The following is a 14756-nucleotide window of genomic DNA, read 5'->3' on the forward strand; positions in this document are numbered from 1 at the left end:
GTGTAGGCCCGGCAAACGCAGTGCCGCCGGGCGTAAAGGCCACTCAGTTCTTCAGAACCCACGCCTCTTTCCAGTGTGCGCCAACGCCTGGCTCATACTGGTTTGCGGTTGGGCTGTACTGCACGCAGAAGCCGCTGTACGGGAATGGCTTACATTCGTAGGTCTTACCGTCTTTAGGCTGAAGCACCACGGTACCCGCCTTGTACGACGCGATATTGTCCGGGAAGGTAAAGTCGTGGTGGCCGGTGCTATCCGCAGCGGCATCGCCTTCCAGCATCAGGTTCAGGACGTCCTGCGCGAACAGGGTGCCGTCTTTATTGGTCGCGTAGTATTTCAGCATGTGGTGACCGGCGGTCACGTCGGTCAGGGTCATGGTGACGTCCTGATTGCTGTTGTTCATGTCCTGCTTCAGGTAGCCTTTTTCCGCACCGTGGTGGTTCATCACGTGTGCTTCAAAATTCACGTCGCCCTGCGTATTCACGTGGAAGGTCACGGTCGCGTTGCCATGTTCGATTTTGCTGTATTGCAGATCGGTAACGGCAATGGTCTCATTCACCTGCGCTTTTTGCTCTTCATAAGAGATAGCAACGGACTGCAGCGTGCTGCCGTCTTTCACGAATACGCTGTTGGCGCCGTGAACCGGGCTGATGTCACCGGCTTCATCTTTCACGCCGACGCGCACGTCGTGCTGTGCGGTGTTGATCTTCTGCGCCAGATCGTAGGACCACTGGTTAGCGTCGCCTTGTTCAGCAGAGCCGATGGTCATCTCGGTGCGCATGGCGGTCACTTCGCCGTGGGCGTCGAAGAAGCGTGCGATAACTTTATCGCCCACGTTCAGGTTATTACCGGCAATCTGGCCGCTCAGGGTTTTGCTCCACTCGGACACAACCGCAGGCGTTTCGTCCGGGGTAACGTTGCCGCCATTCCCGAAATCAACGTCGATAGCCTGATAGAAGCTGTTTGTGGTATCTGCAATTTCCCATACGCCGTAAATTACCTGATAGCCTGTGCGTTCAGGAACATTACAGGTCATGGATTTAGTTACGGCTGGCGCCTGGCTATTTCCGTTAATTGTACAGAACGGGGTTAATTCAAACTGATCGCGAGTTAGCGGCTTATTTGGGTCCCAGTTTTGTTTGGTAATGTAATAACGCCAGTTGGTGGTTTTGTGCGGCGCAGTATGGTGCCAGACAAATTCATGCGGGCCCGCGGTCATCGGGTTTTTAGTCCACGCATTCAGGCTCTGCTTATCCAGCTGAGAATATTGAGAGATACCCGCGCTGGCGAGGTGTCCGTCTGCTGGCTCTGCCCCGGTCGGGAAGCCGGAGGTTTTCTCTACGCTCTGCGGTTCATACTGTACGGAGCCGCAATCAATATTTTGACCCAGCTTACACATATAGGCGCGGCTGGCAGGAGATTCAATATATCCGTGAGCAAATGCCGAAGATGCAACGGTCACTGTTGCGAGGGCAAGTGCAATTTTTGAAAGTTTCATTACTCATCCATTATTAGAGAATATTACTAGGCGAGGGAGAGTCTAATAATGGATCTGGCTCTGTGTCATTTTACCCGGAGAGTAAAAATAACCGAAATAAAAAAGGCAGCCCGAGCTGCCTTCTGTTTATTGAAATGTATTAACGACGTACGGCGATCGCTTCAATTTCAATTTTCACGTCTTTTGGCAGACGCGCCACTTCCACGCAGGAGCGCGCCGGGAAGGTGGCGTTGTGCTCGGTGAAGAACGCTTCGTAAGTGGCGTTAACGGTGGCGAAGTCGTTCAGATCTTTCACGAACACCGTCGTTTTGACGATATCACCCACTTTCAGGCCCGCAGATTCAACGATAGCTTGCACGTTTTCCAGCGACTGACGCGCCTGCGCCGCCACGTCGGCCGGTACTTCACCGGTTTTCGGGTTTACCGGGATCTGGCCAGAGGTGATGATCATGCTGCCCAGATCAACGCCCTGAACGTATGGGCCGATAGCCGCTGGTGCATTTTCCGTCGCGAGTACTTTGCTCATTTTTTCTCCAGAATTACAGCGTTAAGAATGTTCCCGGCCATTATAACAGCCGGGATTTCATTACCAACCTCAATTAGTTGGCCAGCACCACATAATGGGAAAACTCTTTTTCGCAGTATTTGCATTTAAGCGCGATGTCATTGGCGCGCTTTTTCACTGCAAAGCTGGACGAAACCGGCTCGGCGTGGCTGATGCAGTTGCTGTTCGGGCAGACCAGCACGCTTTCGATGCGCTCCGGCAGGCTCGGGCGGGATTTGCCCACCACGTCGTAATCGTCGATGCGGTTAACCGTGGCGTCCGGCGCGTACAGCGACAGCTGGTTGACCTGCTCGTCGGTCAGGAAGGTGTTCTCGATCTTGATCAGATCTTTACGGCCCATTTCGCCGGACGGCAGGTTCAGGCCGATGGTGATGCGCTGGTCGGTTTCGGTCAGTTTGAACAGCGTCAGCAGCTTAAAGCCCACCTGCGCAGGGATGTGGTCAATCACGGTGCCACGCTTGATGGCTTCAACCTGGAGTTTGTTATCGTGTGTCATGGTCGTCTCCCCTTACAGAGCTAATTCGCGATTCAGAACCAGTGCCAGTAACGCCTGGCGAGCGAAGATGCCGTTTCCGGCCTGCTGGAAGTACCAGGCGTGCGGCGTTTTATCCACGTCGGTGGCAATCTCATCGATGCGCGGCAGCGGGTGCAGCACCTTCATGTTGTCGCGTGCGCCGTCGAGATCGCTGGCGCGCAGCACGAACTGCGCCTTCACGTTGGCGTATTCGGACGGATCCAGACGCTCTTTCTGCACGCGGGTCATATAGAGAATATCCACGTTACCCACCACCTCTTCGATGCTGGCGTGCAGGCTCCACGTAATGCCTTTCTCGTCCAGCATGTCGAGGATGTACTGCGGCATCGCCAGCGCGTCCGGGGCGATGAAGAAGAAGCGGTTGCCGCTAAATTTCGCCAGCGCCTGGGTCAGGGAGTGGACGGTGCGGCCGTACTTCAGGTCACCGACCATGGCGATGTTCAGGTTTTCAAGCGTGCCCTGTGTCTCCTGAATGGTGAACAGGTCCAGCAGGGTCTGCGTCGGATGCTGGTTGGCGCCGTCACCGGCGTTCAGCACCGGAATGCCGCCAGAAAACTCGGTCGCCAGACGCGCCGCGCCCTCCTGCGGGTGGCGCATCACAATCGCGTCAACGTAGGTGCTGATCACTGAAATGGTATCCGCCAGGGTTTCGCCTTTTTTGCCCAGCGACGTGTTGCTGCTGTCCGAGAAGCCCACCACGCTCGCGCCCAGGCGGTGCATGGAGGTTTCAAAGGAGAGGCGGGTGCGCGTCGAGGCTTCAAAGAAACAGCTCGCGATCACCTTGTGCTTCAGCAGCTCCGGCTGCGGATTGGCCTTCAGTTTTGCCGCGGTTTCCAGAACCAGTTCCAGCTCTTCGCGGCTGAGGTCGTTTATGGAAATGATGTGTTTTTGATAAAGCGGATTCATGTTTATCTCCTGACGCCGGGCAAAAAAAAGCCCCTCAAATGAGGGGCTCTGGGAATAGGTTTAGCAACGGGAAGAAAAACGGCAGGCCAGCGTCTGATTTCAGACGCGGTAAGACGTTATGTCGTACACGCTTGACCATGCTTCCTCCCGGCAAATTGTCGGGCATTATACGCAGCTCGTTTTTGGGATCAAGCGATTTAATGCACGCTTTACTCAATGCAAACGGTTCTTTATGAATATTAATGCATTCTGAGTAAATAATTAATTTGCTTATGCACCAGCGCGGTACGTTTCACCACCCGGGGCGCGACCCAGACAATACTGCTTCCCGCCACCACGCCTAAAATTTCCGGTAACTGGTGATAATCCAGAATACGCGCCACCGCGCGGCCATATCCGGCAACGGTATGAATAAGGATAAATTCGCTATTGTGCTCCACGCTCACCACCATTTCGGAGACGGTACGCGCGGCGTCGGGGGCAGGGCGCAGCTGGGGATTCAGCGAATAAATCTTTAGCCCTTTGGCATTGCGAATTTTTATGACGCCAAGCAGCTTGAGCAGACGTGAAACGGTGGACTGGCTGATGGTCTCAAAACCCCGCTCCTGCAAGTCGCGGCGGATCTCTTCCTGAGAGAGATAGCTCTTTTCCGCGATCAGACGCTGGCAGACCGTTAGCTGTAGTTGCTCTTTGGGAGAGTACTCTTCGTAATCCATCATAGTTCCCATATCAGTTCCCGAAATAACCGGTGGCACCGCACCGATCCGTAGGCCGGATGAGCGCAGCGCCATCCGGCAAATCACAACAACGCGCCCAGGCTTAACGCCACCATAATCACCACCGTCAAAATCCCCAGCAGCGGCGCGACCCATTTCAGATAACGCACGTAGGGCACGCGGGCGATAGCCAGCCCGCCCATCACAACGGCAGAGGTGGGGGTGATAAGGTTAACGATGCCGGACGCCGACTGGTAAGCCGTAACCACCAGGTCGCGGTTGACGTTAGCGAAATCGGCAAGGGGCGCCATGATCGGCATCGTCAGAACGGCCAGGCCGGACGAAGAAGGCACAAGAAACGACAGCACCACCTCCAGCCAGTACATCACGTTAATGAACGCCACCGTCGACAATCCGGTGACCATCCCCTCGGCGCTGTGCAAAATGGTGTGGGTAATCATGCCCTTATCCATAATCACTACGATACCGCGCGCGATGCCGATAATCAGCGCGACGCCCAGCAAATCTCGCGCGCCGTTGATAAACGTCGACGTCAGCTCCTCTTCGCTCATGCGGGCGATAAGCCCAACGATAATGGCGCTGGCGAGGAACACCGCCGAGATCTCCGCCATCCACCAGCCCAGCACCGCCACGCCGTAGATCATCACCGCGAAAGCGAGGGCGAAAATCACCAGGATGAGTTTGCGCACCGGAGTAAATTCCAGCGACTGCTCGCCCTTGTTGCCGAGGAAGTGGGCGAGGTTCTCCTCCTGTTTATCCGCCACGATCGACAGCGACGGATCTTTGCGCACCTTACGGGCATAGCGCATCACCCACGCCACGCAGATGATCCAGCCGATGACCAGCAGCGCGATGCGCAGCATGATCCCATTGGTGAAGGGGATCCCGGCGGCGTTGGCGGCGATCACCGTCGCGAACGGGTTAATGGTGGACCCGAGCGTGCCGATCCCCGCCCCGAGCAGTACGGTGGACGCGGCAACCACCGGATCGAACCGCGCCGCCAGCATCACCGGCACCAGTAAGGTATAGAAGGGCAGCGACTCTTCGGCCATGCCGTAAATCGTGCCGCCTGCGGCAAACAGCGCCATCAGGATCGGGATCATCCACTCTTCGCGCCCGCGCAGCTTAGTGGTGACGCGCTCGATCCCGGCGTCAATTGCCCCGGTTTTGGTGACGATCCCGAGAAATCCCCCGATGATCAGGATAAACAGCGCAACGTCGATCGCCCCGGCCTGGCCGGATTCCGGATCGTACAGTCCGGCAATCGGCGCCATCAGCACCGACACCAGTCCCTGCGGGTGCGATGCCACGTGCGCATAGGTGCCGGCAACCGGCACCTCTTTGCCGAGCGCCTCGTTCATCGCCATATGGTACTGCCCGGCCGGAACAATCCACGTCAGCACGGCAACCACGGCAATCAGAAAAAAGAGAATGGTGTAAGCGGAGGGAAACTTGAACTTGCCCATGATGTTCTCCTGAAACCCGGCGCACCCCGCGGCGCGCCGGGCGGTGATTAGTCGCCGAGTGTCGCCACCATGACCGCCTTAATGGTGTGCATGCGGTTTTCTGCTTCGTCAAAGACGATAGAGTTCGGTGATTCAAAGACCTCTTCCGTCACCTCCAGCCCCTTCAGGCCGTACGCCATCTCGATCTCGCGGCCCACTTTAGTGTGCTCGTTGTGGAACGCGGGCAGGCAGTGCATGAACTTGACGTTCGGGTTGCCGGTGGCCTTCATCACGTCCGCGTTGATTTGATACGGCTTCATCAGGCTGACGCGCTCGGCCCAGGCCTCCTTCGGCTCTCCCATGGAGACCCACACGTCGGTGTAGAGGAAATCGGTGCCCTGCACGCCTTCTTCCACGTCGTCGGTGAGGGTGATGCGTGCGCCCGTTTCTTTGGCGATGGCGCGGCACTGCTCAACCAGCCCGGCTTCCGGCCAGAAGGATTTCGGTGCCACAAGGCGGATATCCATCCCCATCTTGGCCGCGCCGACCATCAGGGAGTTGCCCATGTTGTTGCGCGCGTCGCCGAGATAGGCAAAGCTCAACTCCGGCAGGGTTTTGCCCGGAGAATGCTCCAGCATGGTCATCAGGTCAGCGAGAATTTGCGTTGGGTGGAACTCGTCGGTCAGGCCGTTCCACACCGGCACGCCCGCGTACTCGCCCAGCTCCTCGACGATGGCCTGGCCGTAGCCACGGTACTCGATGCCGTCATACATGCGGCCCAGCACGCGGGCGGTGTCTTTCATCGACTCTTTGTGACCGATCTGCGACCCGCTTGGGCCGAGGTAGGTAACCTGCGCGCCCTGGTCAAACGCGCCCACTTCGAAGGCGCAGCGGGTGCGGGTGGAGGTTTTTTCAAAGATCAGGGCGATGTTTTTCCCGACCAGGGTCTGCTTTTCGCGCCCGGCTTTTTTGGCCGCCTTCAGCTCGATGGCGAGGTCGATCAGGTACTGAATTTCCGCCGGGGTGTAGTCCAGCAGTTTGAGGAAGTTGCGGTTTTTCAGGTTGATGGTCATGGCTAAATCCTTTTTAAATGAGTGATCAGTTACGAATCAGCGTGCCTTTCTCGCCCGCGAGGATCTCCGCGCCGTCGGCCAGCGCGCCGATCCCGGCAATGCCGTTGCAGGCCTCAACAAATTCGCGGCAGGCGGCCACTTTCGGCCCCATCGATCCGGCGTCGAACGGCATGTCTTTAAGCAATTCCGGCGTCACCTGCGCCAGCGGGCGCTGGGTCGGCTTGCCCCAGTCGAGGTACACCGCGTCGGCATCGGTGAGGATCAGCAGGGCATCTGCCTCGATCTGGCGCGCCAGCAGGGCGGCGGAGAGGTCTTTGTCGATCACCGCTTCAACGCCGCGATAGCCGTTGGCGTTTTCCACTACCGGCACGCCACCGCCGCCGTTGCAGATGACCAGGTGGTCACGCTGGATCAGCGCCGTAATGGCGTCGCTCTCCACGATGCGCTTCGGCTGCGGAGAGGGCACCACGCGGCGGAAATAGGCGCCGTCGGCCCTGAACGTCCAGCCTTTTTCTGCGGCCAGCGCTTTCGCCTGCGCTTCGCTGTACACCGGACCGATGTACTTGGTCGGGTTGCTGAACGCCGGATCGGCGGCGTCCACTTCCACCTGGGTGAGCAGAACGCTCACCTCACGCTGCGGCAGATTGTTTTTCAGCGCCTGCTGGAGCATGTAGCCGATCATCCCCTGGCTTTCCGCGCCGAGAACGTCCAGCGGGTAGGGCGTCACTTTGTCGTAGGCGCTGTTCTGCAGCGCCAGCAGCCCGACCTGCGGCCCGTTGCCGTGCACCAGCACCACGCGCCACTGTTCTGTTAATCCGGCGATGATGCGGGCGGCCTGCTCGATGTTCTGGCGCTGGATATCCGCTTCCAGCGGCTCGCCGCGCTTGAGCAGCGCGTTGCCGCCCAGGGCCACAACCAGAGTGGGTTTTCGTTCCATGATGGCTCCTTAAATTCCGTCGCGTTCCAGTGGGCAGCTCATGCAGCGCGCGCCGCCGCGACCGCGTCCCAGCTCGTCGCCGGGGATCGGCAGCACGGTAATGCCCGCTTTGTCGTACTTCTCGTTGGTCCAGACGTTGCGCTCGTAGCCAATCACCACGCCAGGGCGGATGGTCAGAACGTTGTTGGCGTCGTTCCACTGCTCGCGTTCGGCTTCAAAGGCGTCGCCGCCGGTGGTGATGAGGCGGACCTGGTTAATGCCGAGGGCTTTTTCGATGGCGTGCAGCAGGTCGGTTTCCTGCGTGCGCAGCAGGCCGCCGCGTCCGTCCGGCGTGAGCGTCCAGCACTGAGCGTCTTTACGCACCACTTCCGGATAGACGGAGAAGGTGTCCACGTCGATGTGGGTCATCACGGTGTCGAGGTGCATGCAGGAGCGGTGTTTTGGCAGCTCAACGGCAATCACGCGTTCGGCCTGACGGTGTTTAAACAGGCTGTTGGCGAGGAACTCCACGCCCTGCGGCGTCGTGCGCTCGGACATGCCGATCAATACCGCCCCGCGGCCAATCACCAGTACGTCGCCGCCTTCTAAGGTGGCGTGGTCGTAATTAATATTCTCGTCGCCGAAATACTTAATAAAATCGCCGTCGGCAAATGCCGGGTGCCAGCGATATATCGCGCGCAGATTATTGGTTTCACGCTGGCGGGCGGGTTTCGCCATCGGGTTAATGGACACGCCGTTATAAATCCAGCAGGAGGTATCGCGGGTAAATAAATGGTTCGGCAGCGGCTTCATAATAAAATCATTCGCCGTGTGGGTATCCACTACCATATTTTTAATGGCTGCCGGAATTTCGCCGTAGGTTAATCCCCCGCTTAATCGCCGCGCCAGTTCGCGGTGCGGCATATCCGCCAGCCAGCCGCGCACGTCGCCGGCAAAGGTTGGCCCGAGGCGATAGTCGGAGATTTGCGTTTCAAGAAGCCAGGCTTTCGCTTCTGCAATATCAAGCGTTTGCGTGAGCAGGTCGGTCAACAGCAGGACTTCCACACCCTGCTCGCGCAACGTGTTTGCAAAGATGTCATGCTCCTCACCCGCCCGTTCAACCGACAGTACATCATCAAATAACAGCTCCTGACAGTTTGAGGGGGTTAACCGCTTCAGACTTAAATTAGGGCGGTGCAGCATAACGCTACGCAATTGACCAATTTCAGAACCGACGTAATGCTTTTCCATAATTATTCCTTTAACTGTTTTTCAGAATAAAAAGGGCATGCGCCATGTGGTGTGTTTAATTACATGGCGGCTAAGCTCAATTGATTTCGTGATTTATACTAGGCAGTTAAATAATCCGTAATGTGATATTGCTCACGCGAAAATGGATATTAATGAGTTTGTTTTCATTTGCATGATTCGCATCAGATAATGATTAATTTCATATTATTGGGAGTTGAATAGCTAAGCAGGATCCGGTGGCATTATTTGAGGTTGTTATTATTTTGTAGAATTACACATTTTGTAATTATTGGTTATCCATTTGATTTTAAACGATTAAATGAAATTGAAAGAATGGCTATGCAATAATGACAATTAACTATTTTTGACTTAAGGAAAATCCATAAATAATTATTGGCTTATAACGGAAATTATCAAAGTCGTAAAATGTGATACGGCAGCGGGTTTTGTTATTATGTTCTTTATTTCAGTGGGTTATGTGAGAGCCTTAGCGCGCGCGAAATGAGGTTATGCATAACCGCTGCATAATTGCCTGGGCAGGATTAACAGTGGGTTAACACCTTTCCCAATAAACATGCGCTCGCGCAAACCTCGTCCAAAAAGGGCTGGTATGGCAGCCTAGATTCTCGTATAAAAGGTAAAAATGAAACATTGTTTTATATTGAGGATTGAAACATGATTATTGGAAACATTCACCATCTGCAGTCCTGGCTGCCTGACGCGCTGCGCCAGGCCATTGAGCACGTTAAAGCCCACGTCACCGACGCCACACCGCTCGGCAAGCACGACATCAACGGTAACAGCCTGTTTTATCTGGTGTCAGAAGACATGGCCCAGCCGTTCGCCGAGCGCCGCGCCGAGTACCACGCGCGCTATCTGGATATCCAGATTGTGCTGAAGGGGCAGGAAGGGATGACGTTCAGCACCCTGCCGCACGGCACGCCGGACACCGATTGGCTGGCGGATAAAGACATCGCGTTCCTGCCGGAAGGCGAGCAGGAGAAAACCGTGGTGCTGAGCGAAGGGGATTTTGTGGTGTTCTGGCCGGGTGAAGTGCATAAGCCGCTGTGCGCGGTGGGGGAGCCTGCTAAGGTCAGAAAAGTGGTTGTTAAAATGCTGGTGGAGTAATTTCCCCTCACCCTAACCCTCTCCCTGTGGGAGATGGTTAGGGCACCAGACCGCACCCACGCATAATGTGATCCAGCTTAAACTTCCCGCACTCCCTCCTCATCTCCCATTTACCTCCCCTTTTTCTGCGTCATAGTATGATCGTTAAATTAATGAACGCTGTTCTATAATATAGAACAAAATGATTCAACAAGGAGATCTCATGCCGCAGTCCGCGTTGTTCACGGGAATCATTCCCCCTGTCTCCACCATTTTTACCGCCGACGGCCAGCTTGATGAGCAGGGCACCGCCGCGCTGATCGACGATCTCATCAAAGCAGGCGTTGACGGCCTGTTCTTCCTGGGCAGCGGCGGCGAGTTCTCCCAGCTCAGCGCCGAAGAGCGTAAAACCATTGCCCGCTTTGCTATCGATCATGTCGATCGTCGTGTGCCGGTGCTGATCGGCACCGGCGGCACCAACGCCCGGGAAACCATTGAACTCAGCCAGCACGCGCAGCAGGCGGGCGCGGACGGCATCGTGGTGATCAACCCCTACTACTGGAAGGTGTCGGAAGCGAACCTGATCCGCTATTTCGAGCAGGTGGCCGACAGCGTCACGCTGCCGGTGATGCTCTATAACTTCCCGGCGCTGACCGGGCAGGATCTGACTCCGGCGCTGGTGAAAACCCTGGCCGACTCGCGCAGCAATATTATCGGCATCAAAGACACCATCGACTCCGTCGCCCACCTGCGCAGCATGATCCTCACCGTTAAAGCCGCTCATCCGCACTTCACCGTGCTGTGCGGCTACGACGATCATCTGTTTAATACCCTGCTGCTCGGCGGCGACGGGGCGATTTCGGCGAGCGGCAACTTCGCCCCGCAGGTGTCGGTGGATCTTCTGAAAGCCTGGCGGGATAAAGACGTGGCGAAAGCGGCTGAGTATCATCAGACCCTGCTGCAAATCCCGCAGATGTATCAGCTGGATACGCCGTTTGTGAACGTCATTAAAGAGGCGATCGTGCTTTGTGGTCGTCCTGTCTCCACGCACGTGCTGCCGCCCGCCACGCCGCTGGACGAGCCGCGTAAGGCGCAGCTGAAAACCCTGCTGCAACAGCTCAAGCTCTGCTGAGCCGGACGATAACGATGACCATTGAGAAAATTTTCACCCCGCAGGACGATGCGTTTTATGCGGTGATCACCCACGCGGCGGGGCCGCAGGGCGCGCTGCCGCTGACCCCGCAGATGCTGATGGAATCCCCCAGCGGCAACCTGTTCGGCATGACGCAGAACGCCGGGATGGGCTGGGACGCCAACAAGCTGACCGGCAAAGAGGTGCTGATTATCGGTACCCAGGGCGGTATTCGCGCCGGAGATGGACGCCCGGTTGCGCTGGGCTACCACACCGGGCACTGGGAAATCGGCATGCAGATGCAGGCGGCGGCGAAGGAGATCACCCGCAACGGCGGGATCCCGTTTGCGGCCTTCGTCAGCGATCCGTGCGACGGGCGCTCGCAGGGCACGTACGGCATGTTCGACTCCCTGCCGTATCGTAACGACGCGGCGATCGTGTTTCGCCGTCTGATCCGCTCTCTGCCCACGCGCCGGGCGGTGATCGGCGTGGCCACCTGCGATAAAGGGCTACCCGCCACCATGATCGCGCTGGCCTCCATGCACGACCTGCCGACCATTCTGGTGCCGGGCGGGGCGACGCTGCCGCCGACCGTGGGGGAAGATGCGGGCAAGGTGCAGACCATCGGCGCACGCTTTGCCAACCACGAGCTCTCCTTGCAGGAGGCCGCCGAGCTCGGCTGTCGCGCCTGCGCGTCGCCGGGCGGCGGGTGCCAGTTCCTCGGCACGGCGGGCACCTCGCAGGTGGTGGCGGAAGCGCTGGGGCTGGCGCTGCCGCACTCCGCGCTGGCGCCGTCCGGGCAGGCGGTGTGGCTGGAGATCGCCCGCCAGTCGGCGCGGGCGGTGAGCGAGCTGGATAACCGCGGCATCACCACGCGCGATATACTCACCGATAAAGCCATCGAAAACGCCATGGTGATCCACGCGGCGTTCGGCGGTTCCACGAACTTACTGCTGCACATCCCGGCCATCGCCCACGCGGCGGGCTGCACTATTCCGGACGTAGAGCACTGGACGCGCGTCAACCGTAAGGTGCCGCGCCTGGTGAGCGTGCTGCCCAACGGCCCGGACTACCACCCGACCGTGCGCGCGTTCCTCGCGGGCGGCGTGCCGGAAGTGATGCTCCACCTGCGCGATCTCGGCCTGCTGCATCTGGACGCCATGACCGTCACCGGCCAGACGGTGGGCGAGAACCTCGACTGGTGGCAGGCATCCGAGCGCCGGGCACGCTTCCGCCAGTGCCTGCGAGAGCAGGATGGCGTGGAGCCGGATGACGTGATCCTGCCGCCGGAGAAGGCCAAAGCGAAAGGGCTGACCTCGACGGTCTGCTTCCCGACGGGCAACATCGCGCCGGAAGGTTCGGTGATCAAGGCCACAGCGATCGACCCGTCGGTGGTGGATGACGATGGCGTGTACCGCCACACCGGCCGGGTGCGGGTGTTTGTCTCGGAAGCGCAGGCGATCAAGGCCATCAAGCGGGAAGAGATTAAGCAGGGGGATATCATGGTGGTGATCGGCGGCGGGCCGTCCGGCACCGGTATGGAGGAGACCTACCAGCTCACCTCCGCGCTGAAGCATATTTCGTGGGGCAAGACGGTGTCGCTCATCACCGATGCGCGCTTCTCGGGCGTGTCGACGGGCGCCTGTTTCGGCCACGTGTCGCCGGAGGCGCTGGCGGGTGGGCCGATTGGCAAGCTGCGCGACAACGACATCATCGAGATTGCCGTCGACCGCCTGACATTAACAGGCAGCGTGAACTTTATCGGCACGGCGGATAACCCGCTGACGCCGGAGGAGGGCGCGCGCGCGCTGGCTCGGCGGCAGACGCACCCGGACCTGCACGCTCACGACTTTTTGCCGGACGATACCCGGCTGTGGGCGGCATTGCAGTCGGTGAGCGGCGGCACCTGGAAAGGCTGTATTTATGACACCGATAAAATTATTGAGGTAATTAACGCCGGTAAAAAAGCGCTCGGCATTTAATTATTTTTCACGCGATTGTCGTCTACGGAAAATATTCCGTGGGCGGCTTTTACGCATCTGTAATTTGTTAATTTAAACAATACGTTGCGATATATCGTTGGCGTCACAAAAGCAAAATAACATAATTCAGAAATAAGATATGACCATTGCTGGTTAATTGAACAGCTCATTACACTCCATTAACACGATGTTGTAATTCAGCACACTACCAAAGGGTGTAATTCTGATGACGCAATTAACCATGAAAGACAAAATTGGCTACGGGCTGGGTGACACCGCCTGCGGCTTTGTCTGGCAGGCCACGATGTTCCTGCTGGCCTATTTCTACACCGACGTGTTTGGTCTCTCCGCGGGCATTATGGGCACGCTGTTTTTAGTCTCCCGCGTGCTCGACGCCGTGACCGACCCGCTGATGGGGCTGCTGGTAGACCGCACCCGCACGCGGCACGGCCAGTTCCGCCCGTTCCTGCTGTGGGGCGCCATCCCGTTTGGCATCGTCTGCATGCTGACCTTCTACACGCCGGACTTCTCCGCGCAGGGCAAAATCATCTACGCCTGCGCGACCTACATTCTCCTGACCCTGGTTTACACCTTCGTTAACGTCCCGTACTGCGCCATGCCGGGGGTGATCACCGCCGACCCGAAAGAGCGCCACGCCCTTCAGTCCTGGCGTTTCTTCCTCGCCGCGGCGGGCTCGCTCGCCATCAGCGGCATCGCGCTGCCGCTGGTCAGCATCATCGGCAAGGGGGACGAGCAGGTGGGCTATTTCGGCGCCATGTGCGTGCTGGGGCTGACCGGCGTGGTGCTGCTCTACGTCTGCTTCTTTACCACCAAAGAGCGCTACACCTTTGAGGTGCAGCCGGGCTCGTCGGTGGCGAAAGATCTCAGGCTGCTGCTCGGCAACGGCCAGTGGCGCATCATGTGCGCGTTCAAGATGATGGCGACCTGCTCCAACGTGGTGCGCGGCGGGGCGACGCTCTACTTCATGAAATACGTGATGGATCATCCGGAGATGGCGACCCAGTTTTTACTCTACGGCAGCCTCGCCACCATGTTCGGCTCGCTCTGCTCGTCCCGCCTGCTGGGCCGCTTCGACCGCGTCACCGCCTTTAAGTGGATCATCGTCGCTTACTCGCTCATCAGCCTGCTGATTTTCTTCACCCCGGCCGAGCACATCGCGCTGATTTTCGCCCTCAACATCCTGTTCCTGTTCGTCTTTAACACCACCACGCCGCTACAGTGGCTGATGGCCTCCGACGTGGTGGATTACGAGGAGAGCCGCAGCGGGCGTCGCCTCGACGGGCTGGTGTTCTCCACCTATCTGTTCAGCCTGAAGATTGGCCTGGCGATTGGCGGGGCGGTGGTGGGCTGGATCCTGGCCTGGGTGAACTACTCCGCCAGCAGCAGCGTGCAGCCGGTTGAGGTGCTCACCACCATCAAAATTTTGTTCTGTGTGGTGCCGGTGGTGCTCTACGCGGGCATGTTCATCATGCTGTCGTTCTACAAGCTCACCGACGACCGCGTGGAGGCCATCAGCCAGCAGCTGATCAAACACCGCGCGGCGCAGGGCGATGCCGTACCCGACGCCGCGACAGCCGCATCCCATTAACCG

The 14756-nt window shown here is 58.0% G+C and carries 14 protein-coding genes and 1 pseudogene; 5 read left to right on the plus strand and 10 right to left on the minus strand.

Annotation, left to right across the window (positions count from 1 at the left end):
- Positions 1–43: 43 nt before the first annotated feature.
- The 5 genes from gbpA to IM291_RS09385 all read right to left on the minus strand — a co-directional run bounded on the left by gbpA (position 44) and on the right by IM291_RS09385 (position 3640).
- Positions 44–1495, minus strand: coding sequence for an N-acetylglucosamine-binding protein GbpA (gene gbpA / locus IM291_RS09365; protein WP_045259606.1), 1452 nt, complete (start codon positions 1493–1495; stop codon positions 44–46).
- Positions 1496–1634: 139 nt separating this feature from the next.
- Positions 1635–2021 (minus strand): 2-iminobutanoate/2-iminopropanoate deaminase, encoded by a 387-nt coding sequence (gene ridA, locus IM291_RS09370; protein WP_003863373.1) that lies wholly within the window; start codon positions 2019–2021, stop codon positions 1635–1637.
- Positions 2022–2094: 73 nt separating this feature from the next.
- Positions 2095–2556 carry an aspartate carbamoyltransferase regulatory subunit gene (pyrI, locus tag IM291_RS09375; protein ID WP_010427352.1) on the minus strand — a complete coding sequence of 154 codons (462 nt, stop codon included), beginning with the start codon at positions 2554–2556 and terminating at the stop codon, positions 2095–2097.
- 12 nt (positions 2557–2568) lie between these two features.
- Positions 2569–3501 (minus strand): aspartate carbamoyltransferase, encoded by a 933-nt coding sequence (pyrB, locus tag IM291_RS09380; RefSeq protein WP_028015316.1) that lies wholly within the window; start codon positions 3499–3501, stop codon positions 2569–2571.
- 34 nt (positions 3502–3535) lie between these two features.
- The gene (locus IM291_RS09385; protein WP_022646880.1) at positions 3536–3640 is read right to left on the minus strand and encodes a pyrBI operon leader peptide; all 105 of its coding nucleotides are present in this window, start codon (positions 3638–3640) and stop codon (positions 3536–3538) included.
- Here IM291_RS09385 and IM291_RS09390 point away from each other — a divergent pair.
- Positions 3620–3737, plus strand: a pseudogene (locus tag IM291_RS09390) (hypothetical protein). The gene IM291_RS09385 and the pseudogene IM291_RS09390 overlap by 21 nt on opposite strands.
- Before the next feature lie 3 nt (positions 3738–3740).
- Here the strand turns inward: IM291_RS09390 and IM291_RS09395 are convergent.
- The 5 genes from IM291_RS09395 to arcA all read right to left on the minus strand — a co-directional run bounded on the left by IM291_RS09395 (position 3741) and on the right by arcA (position 8923).
- Complete coding sequence (locus IM291_RS09395; RefSeq protein WP_028015317.1) at positions 3741–4220, minus strand: arginine repressor; 480 nt, start codon at positions 4218–4220, stop codon at positions 3741–3743.
- A gap of 80 nt (positions 4221–4300) precedes the next feature.
- Positions 4301–5704: a YfcC family protein gene (locus tag IM291_RS09400; protein ID WP_045259604.1), complete on the minus strand. Its 1404-nt coding sequence runs from the start codon at positions 5702–5704 to the stop codon at positions 4301–4303.
- A 47-nt stretch (positions 5705–5751) separates the two neighbouring features.
- Positions 5752–6756, minus strand: coding sequence for an ornithine carbamoyltransferase (gene argF / locus IM291_RS09405; protein WP_003863360.1), 1005 nt, complete (start codon positions 6754–6756; stop codon positions 5752–5754).
- Positions 6757–6781: 25 nt separating this feature from the next.
- The gene (gene arcC / locus IM291_RS09410) at positions 6782–7693 is read right to left on the minus strand and encodes a carbamate kinase (protein WP_192986708.1); all 912 of its coding nucleotides are present in this window, start codon (positions 7691–7693) and stop codon (positions 6782–6784) included.
- 9 nt (positions 7694–7702) lie between these two features.
- Positions 7703–8923 carry an arginine deiminase gene (gene arcA, locus IM291_RS09415; protein ID WP_008501384.1) on the minus strand — a complete coding sequence of 407 codons (1221 nt, stop codon included), beginning with the start codon at positions 8921–8923 and terminating at the stop codon, positions 7703–7705.
- 675 nt (positions 8924–9598) lie between these two features.
- On the opposite strand from arcA, the gene IM291_RS09420 reads away from it, so the two are divergent.
- The 4 genes from IM291_RS09420 to IM291_RS09435 all read left to right on the plus strand — a co-directional run bounded on the left by IM291_RS09420 (position 9599) and on the right by IM291_RS09435 (position 14753).
- Positions 9599–10051 carry a YhcH/YjgK/YiaL family protein gene (locus IM291_RS09420; RefSeq protein WP_045259600.1) on the plus strand — a complete coding sequence of 151 codons (453 nt, stop codon included), beginning with the start codon at positions 9599–9601 and terminating at the stop codon, positions 10049–10051.
- A gap of 202 nt (positions 10052–10253) precedes the next feature.
- Entirely contained in the window at positions 10254–11162 is a 909-nt protein-coding gene (yagE, locus tag IM291_RS09425; protein ID WP_028015323.1) for a 2-keto-3-deoxygluconate aldolase, read from the plus strand.
- A gap of 14 nt (positions 11163–11176) precedes the next feature.
- Positions 11177–13144, plus strand: a complete 1968-nt coding sequence (yagF, locus tag IM291_RS09430) for a xylonate dehydratase YagF (RefSeq protein WP_048999499.1) — start codon at positions 11177–11179, stop codon at positions 13142–13144.
- A gap of 226 nt (positions 13145–13370) precedes the next feature.
- Positions 13371–14753, plus strand: a complete 1383-nt coding sequence (locus IM291_RS09435) for an MFS transporter (protein WP_192986710.1) — start codon at positions 13371–13373, stop codon at positions 14751–14753.
- The last annotated feature ends 3 nt before the right edge of the window (positions 14754–14756 follow it).

The sequence above is a fragment of the Enterobacter cloacae complex sp. P27C genome, assembly GCF_014895705.1.
Taxonomy (GTDB): domain Bacteria; phylum Pseudomonadota; class Gammaproteobacteria; order Enterobacterales; family Enterobacteriaceae; genus Enterobacter; species Enterobacter bugandensis.

What these genes read in the sequence shown, in the direction of transcription:
- gbpA (WP_045259606.1), bottom strand. Translation starts at nt 1,495, where the DNA reads ATGAAACTTTCAAAAATTGCACTTGCCCTCGCAACAGTGACCGTTGCA.
- ridA (WP_003863373.1), bottom strand. Translation starts at nt 2,021, where the DNA reads ATGAGCAAAGTACTCGCGACGGAAAATGCACCAGCGGCTATCGGCCCA.
- pyrI (WP_010427352.1), bottom strand. Translation starts at nt 2,556, where the DNA reads ATGACACACGATAACAAACTCCAGGTTGAAGCCATCAAGCGTGGCACC.
- pyrB (WP_028015316.1), bottom strand. Translation starts at nt 3,501, where the DNA reads ATGAATCCGCTTTATCAAAAACACATCATTTCCATAAACGACCTCAGC.
- IM291_RS09385 (WP_022646880.1), bottom strand. Translation starts at nt 3,640, where the DNA reads ATGGTCAAGCGTGTACGACATAACGTCTTACCGCGTCTGAAATCAGAC.
- IM291_RS09395 (WP_028015317.1), bottom strand. Translation starts at nt 4,220, where the DNA reads ATGATGGATTACGAAGAGTACTCTCCCAAAGAGCAACTACAGCTAACG.
- IM291_RS09400 (WP_045259604.1), bottom strand. Translation starts at nt 5,704, where the DNA reads ATGGGCAAGTTCAAGTTTCCCTCCGCTTACACCATTCTCTTTTTTCTG.
- argF (WP_003863360.1), bottom strand. Translation starts at nt 6,756, where the DNA reads ATGACCATCAACCTGAAAAACCGCAACTTCCTCAAACTGCTGGACTAC.
- arcC (WP_192986708.1), bottom strand. Translation starts at nt 7,693, where the DNA reads ATGGAACGAAAACCCACTCTGGTTGTGGCCCTGGGCGGCAACGCGCTG.
- arcA (WP_008501384.1), bottom strand. Translation starts at nt 8,923, where the DNA reads ATGGAAAAGCATTACGTCGGTTCTGAAATTGGTCAATTGCGTAGCGTT.
- IM291_RS09420 (WP_045259600.1), top strand. Translation starts at nt 9,599, where the DNA reads ATGATTATTGGAAACATTCACCATCTGCAGTCCTGGCTGCCTGACGCG.
- yagE (WP_028015323.1), top strand. Translation starts at nt 10,254, where the DNA reads ATGCCGCAGTCCGCGTTGTTCACGGGAATCATTCCCCCTGTCTCCACC.
- yagF (WP_048999499.1), top strand. Translation starts at nt 11,177, where the DNA reads ATGACCATTGAGAAAATTTTCACCCCGCAGGACGATGCGTTTTATGCG.
- IM291_RS09435 (WP_192986710.1), top strand. Translation starts at nt 13,371, where the DNA reads ATGACGCAATTAACCATGAAAGACAAAATTGGCTACGGGCTGGGTGAC.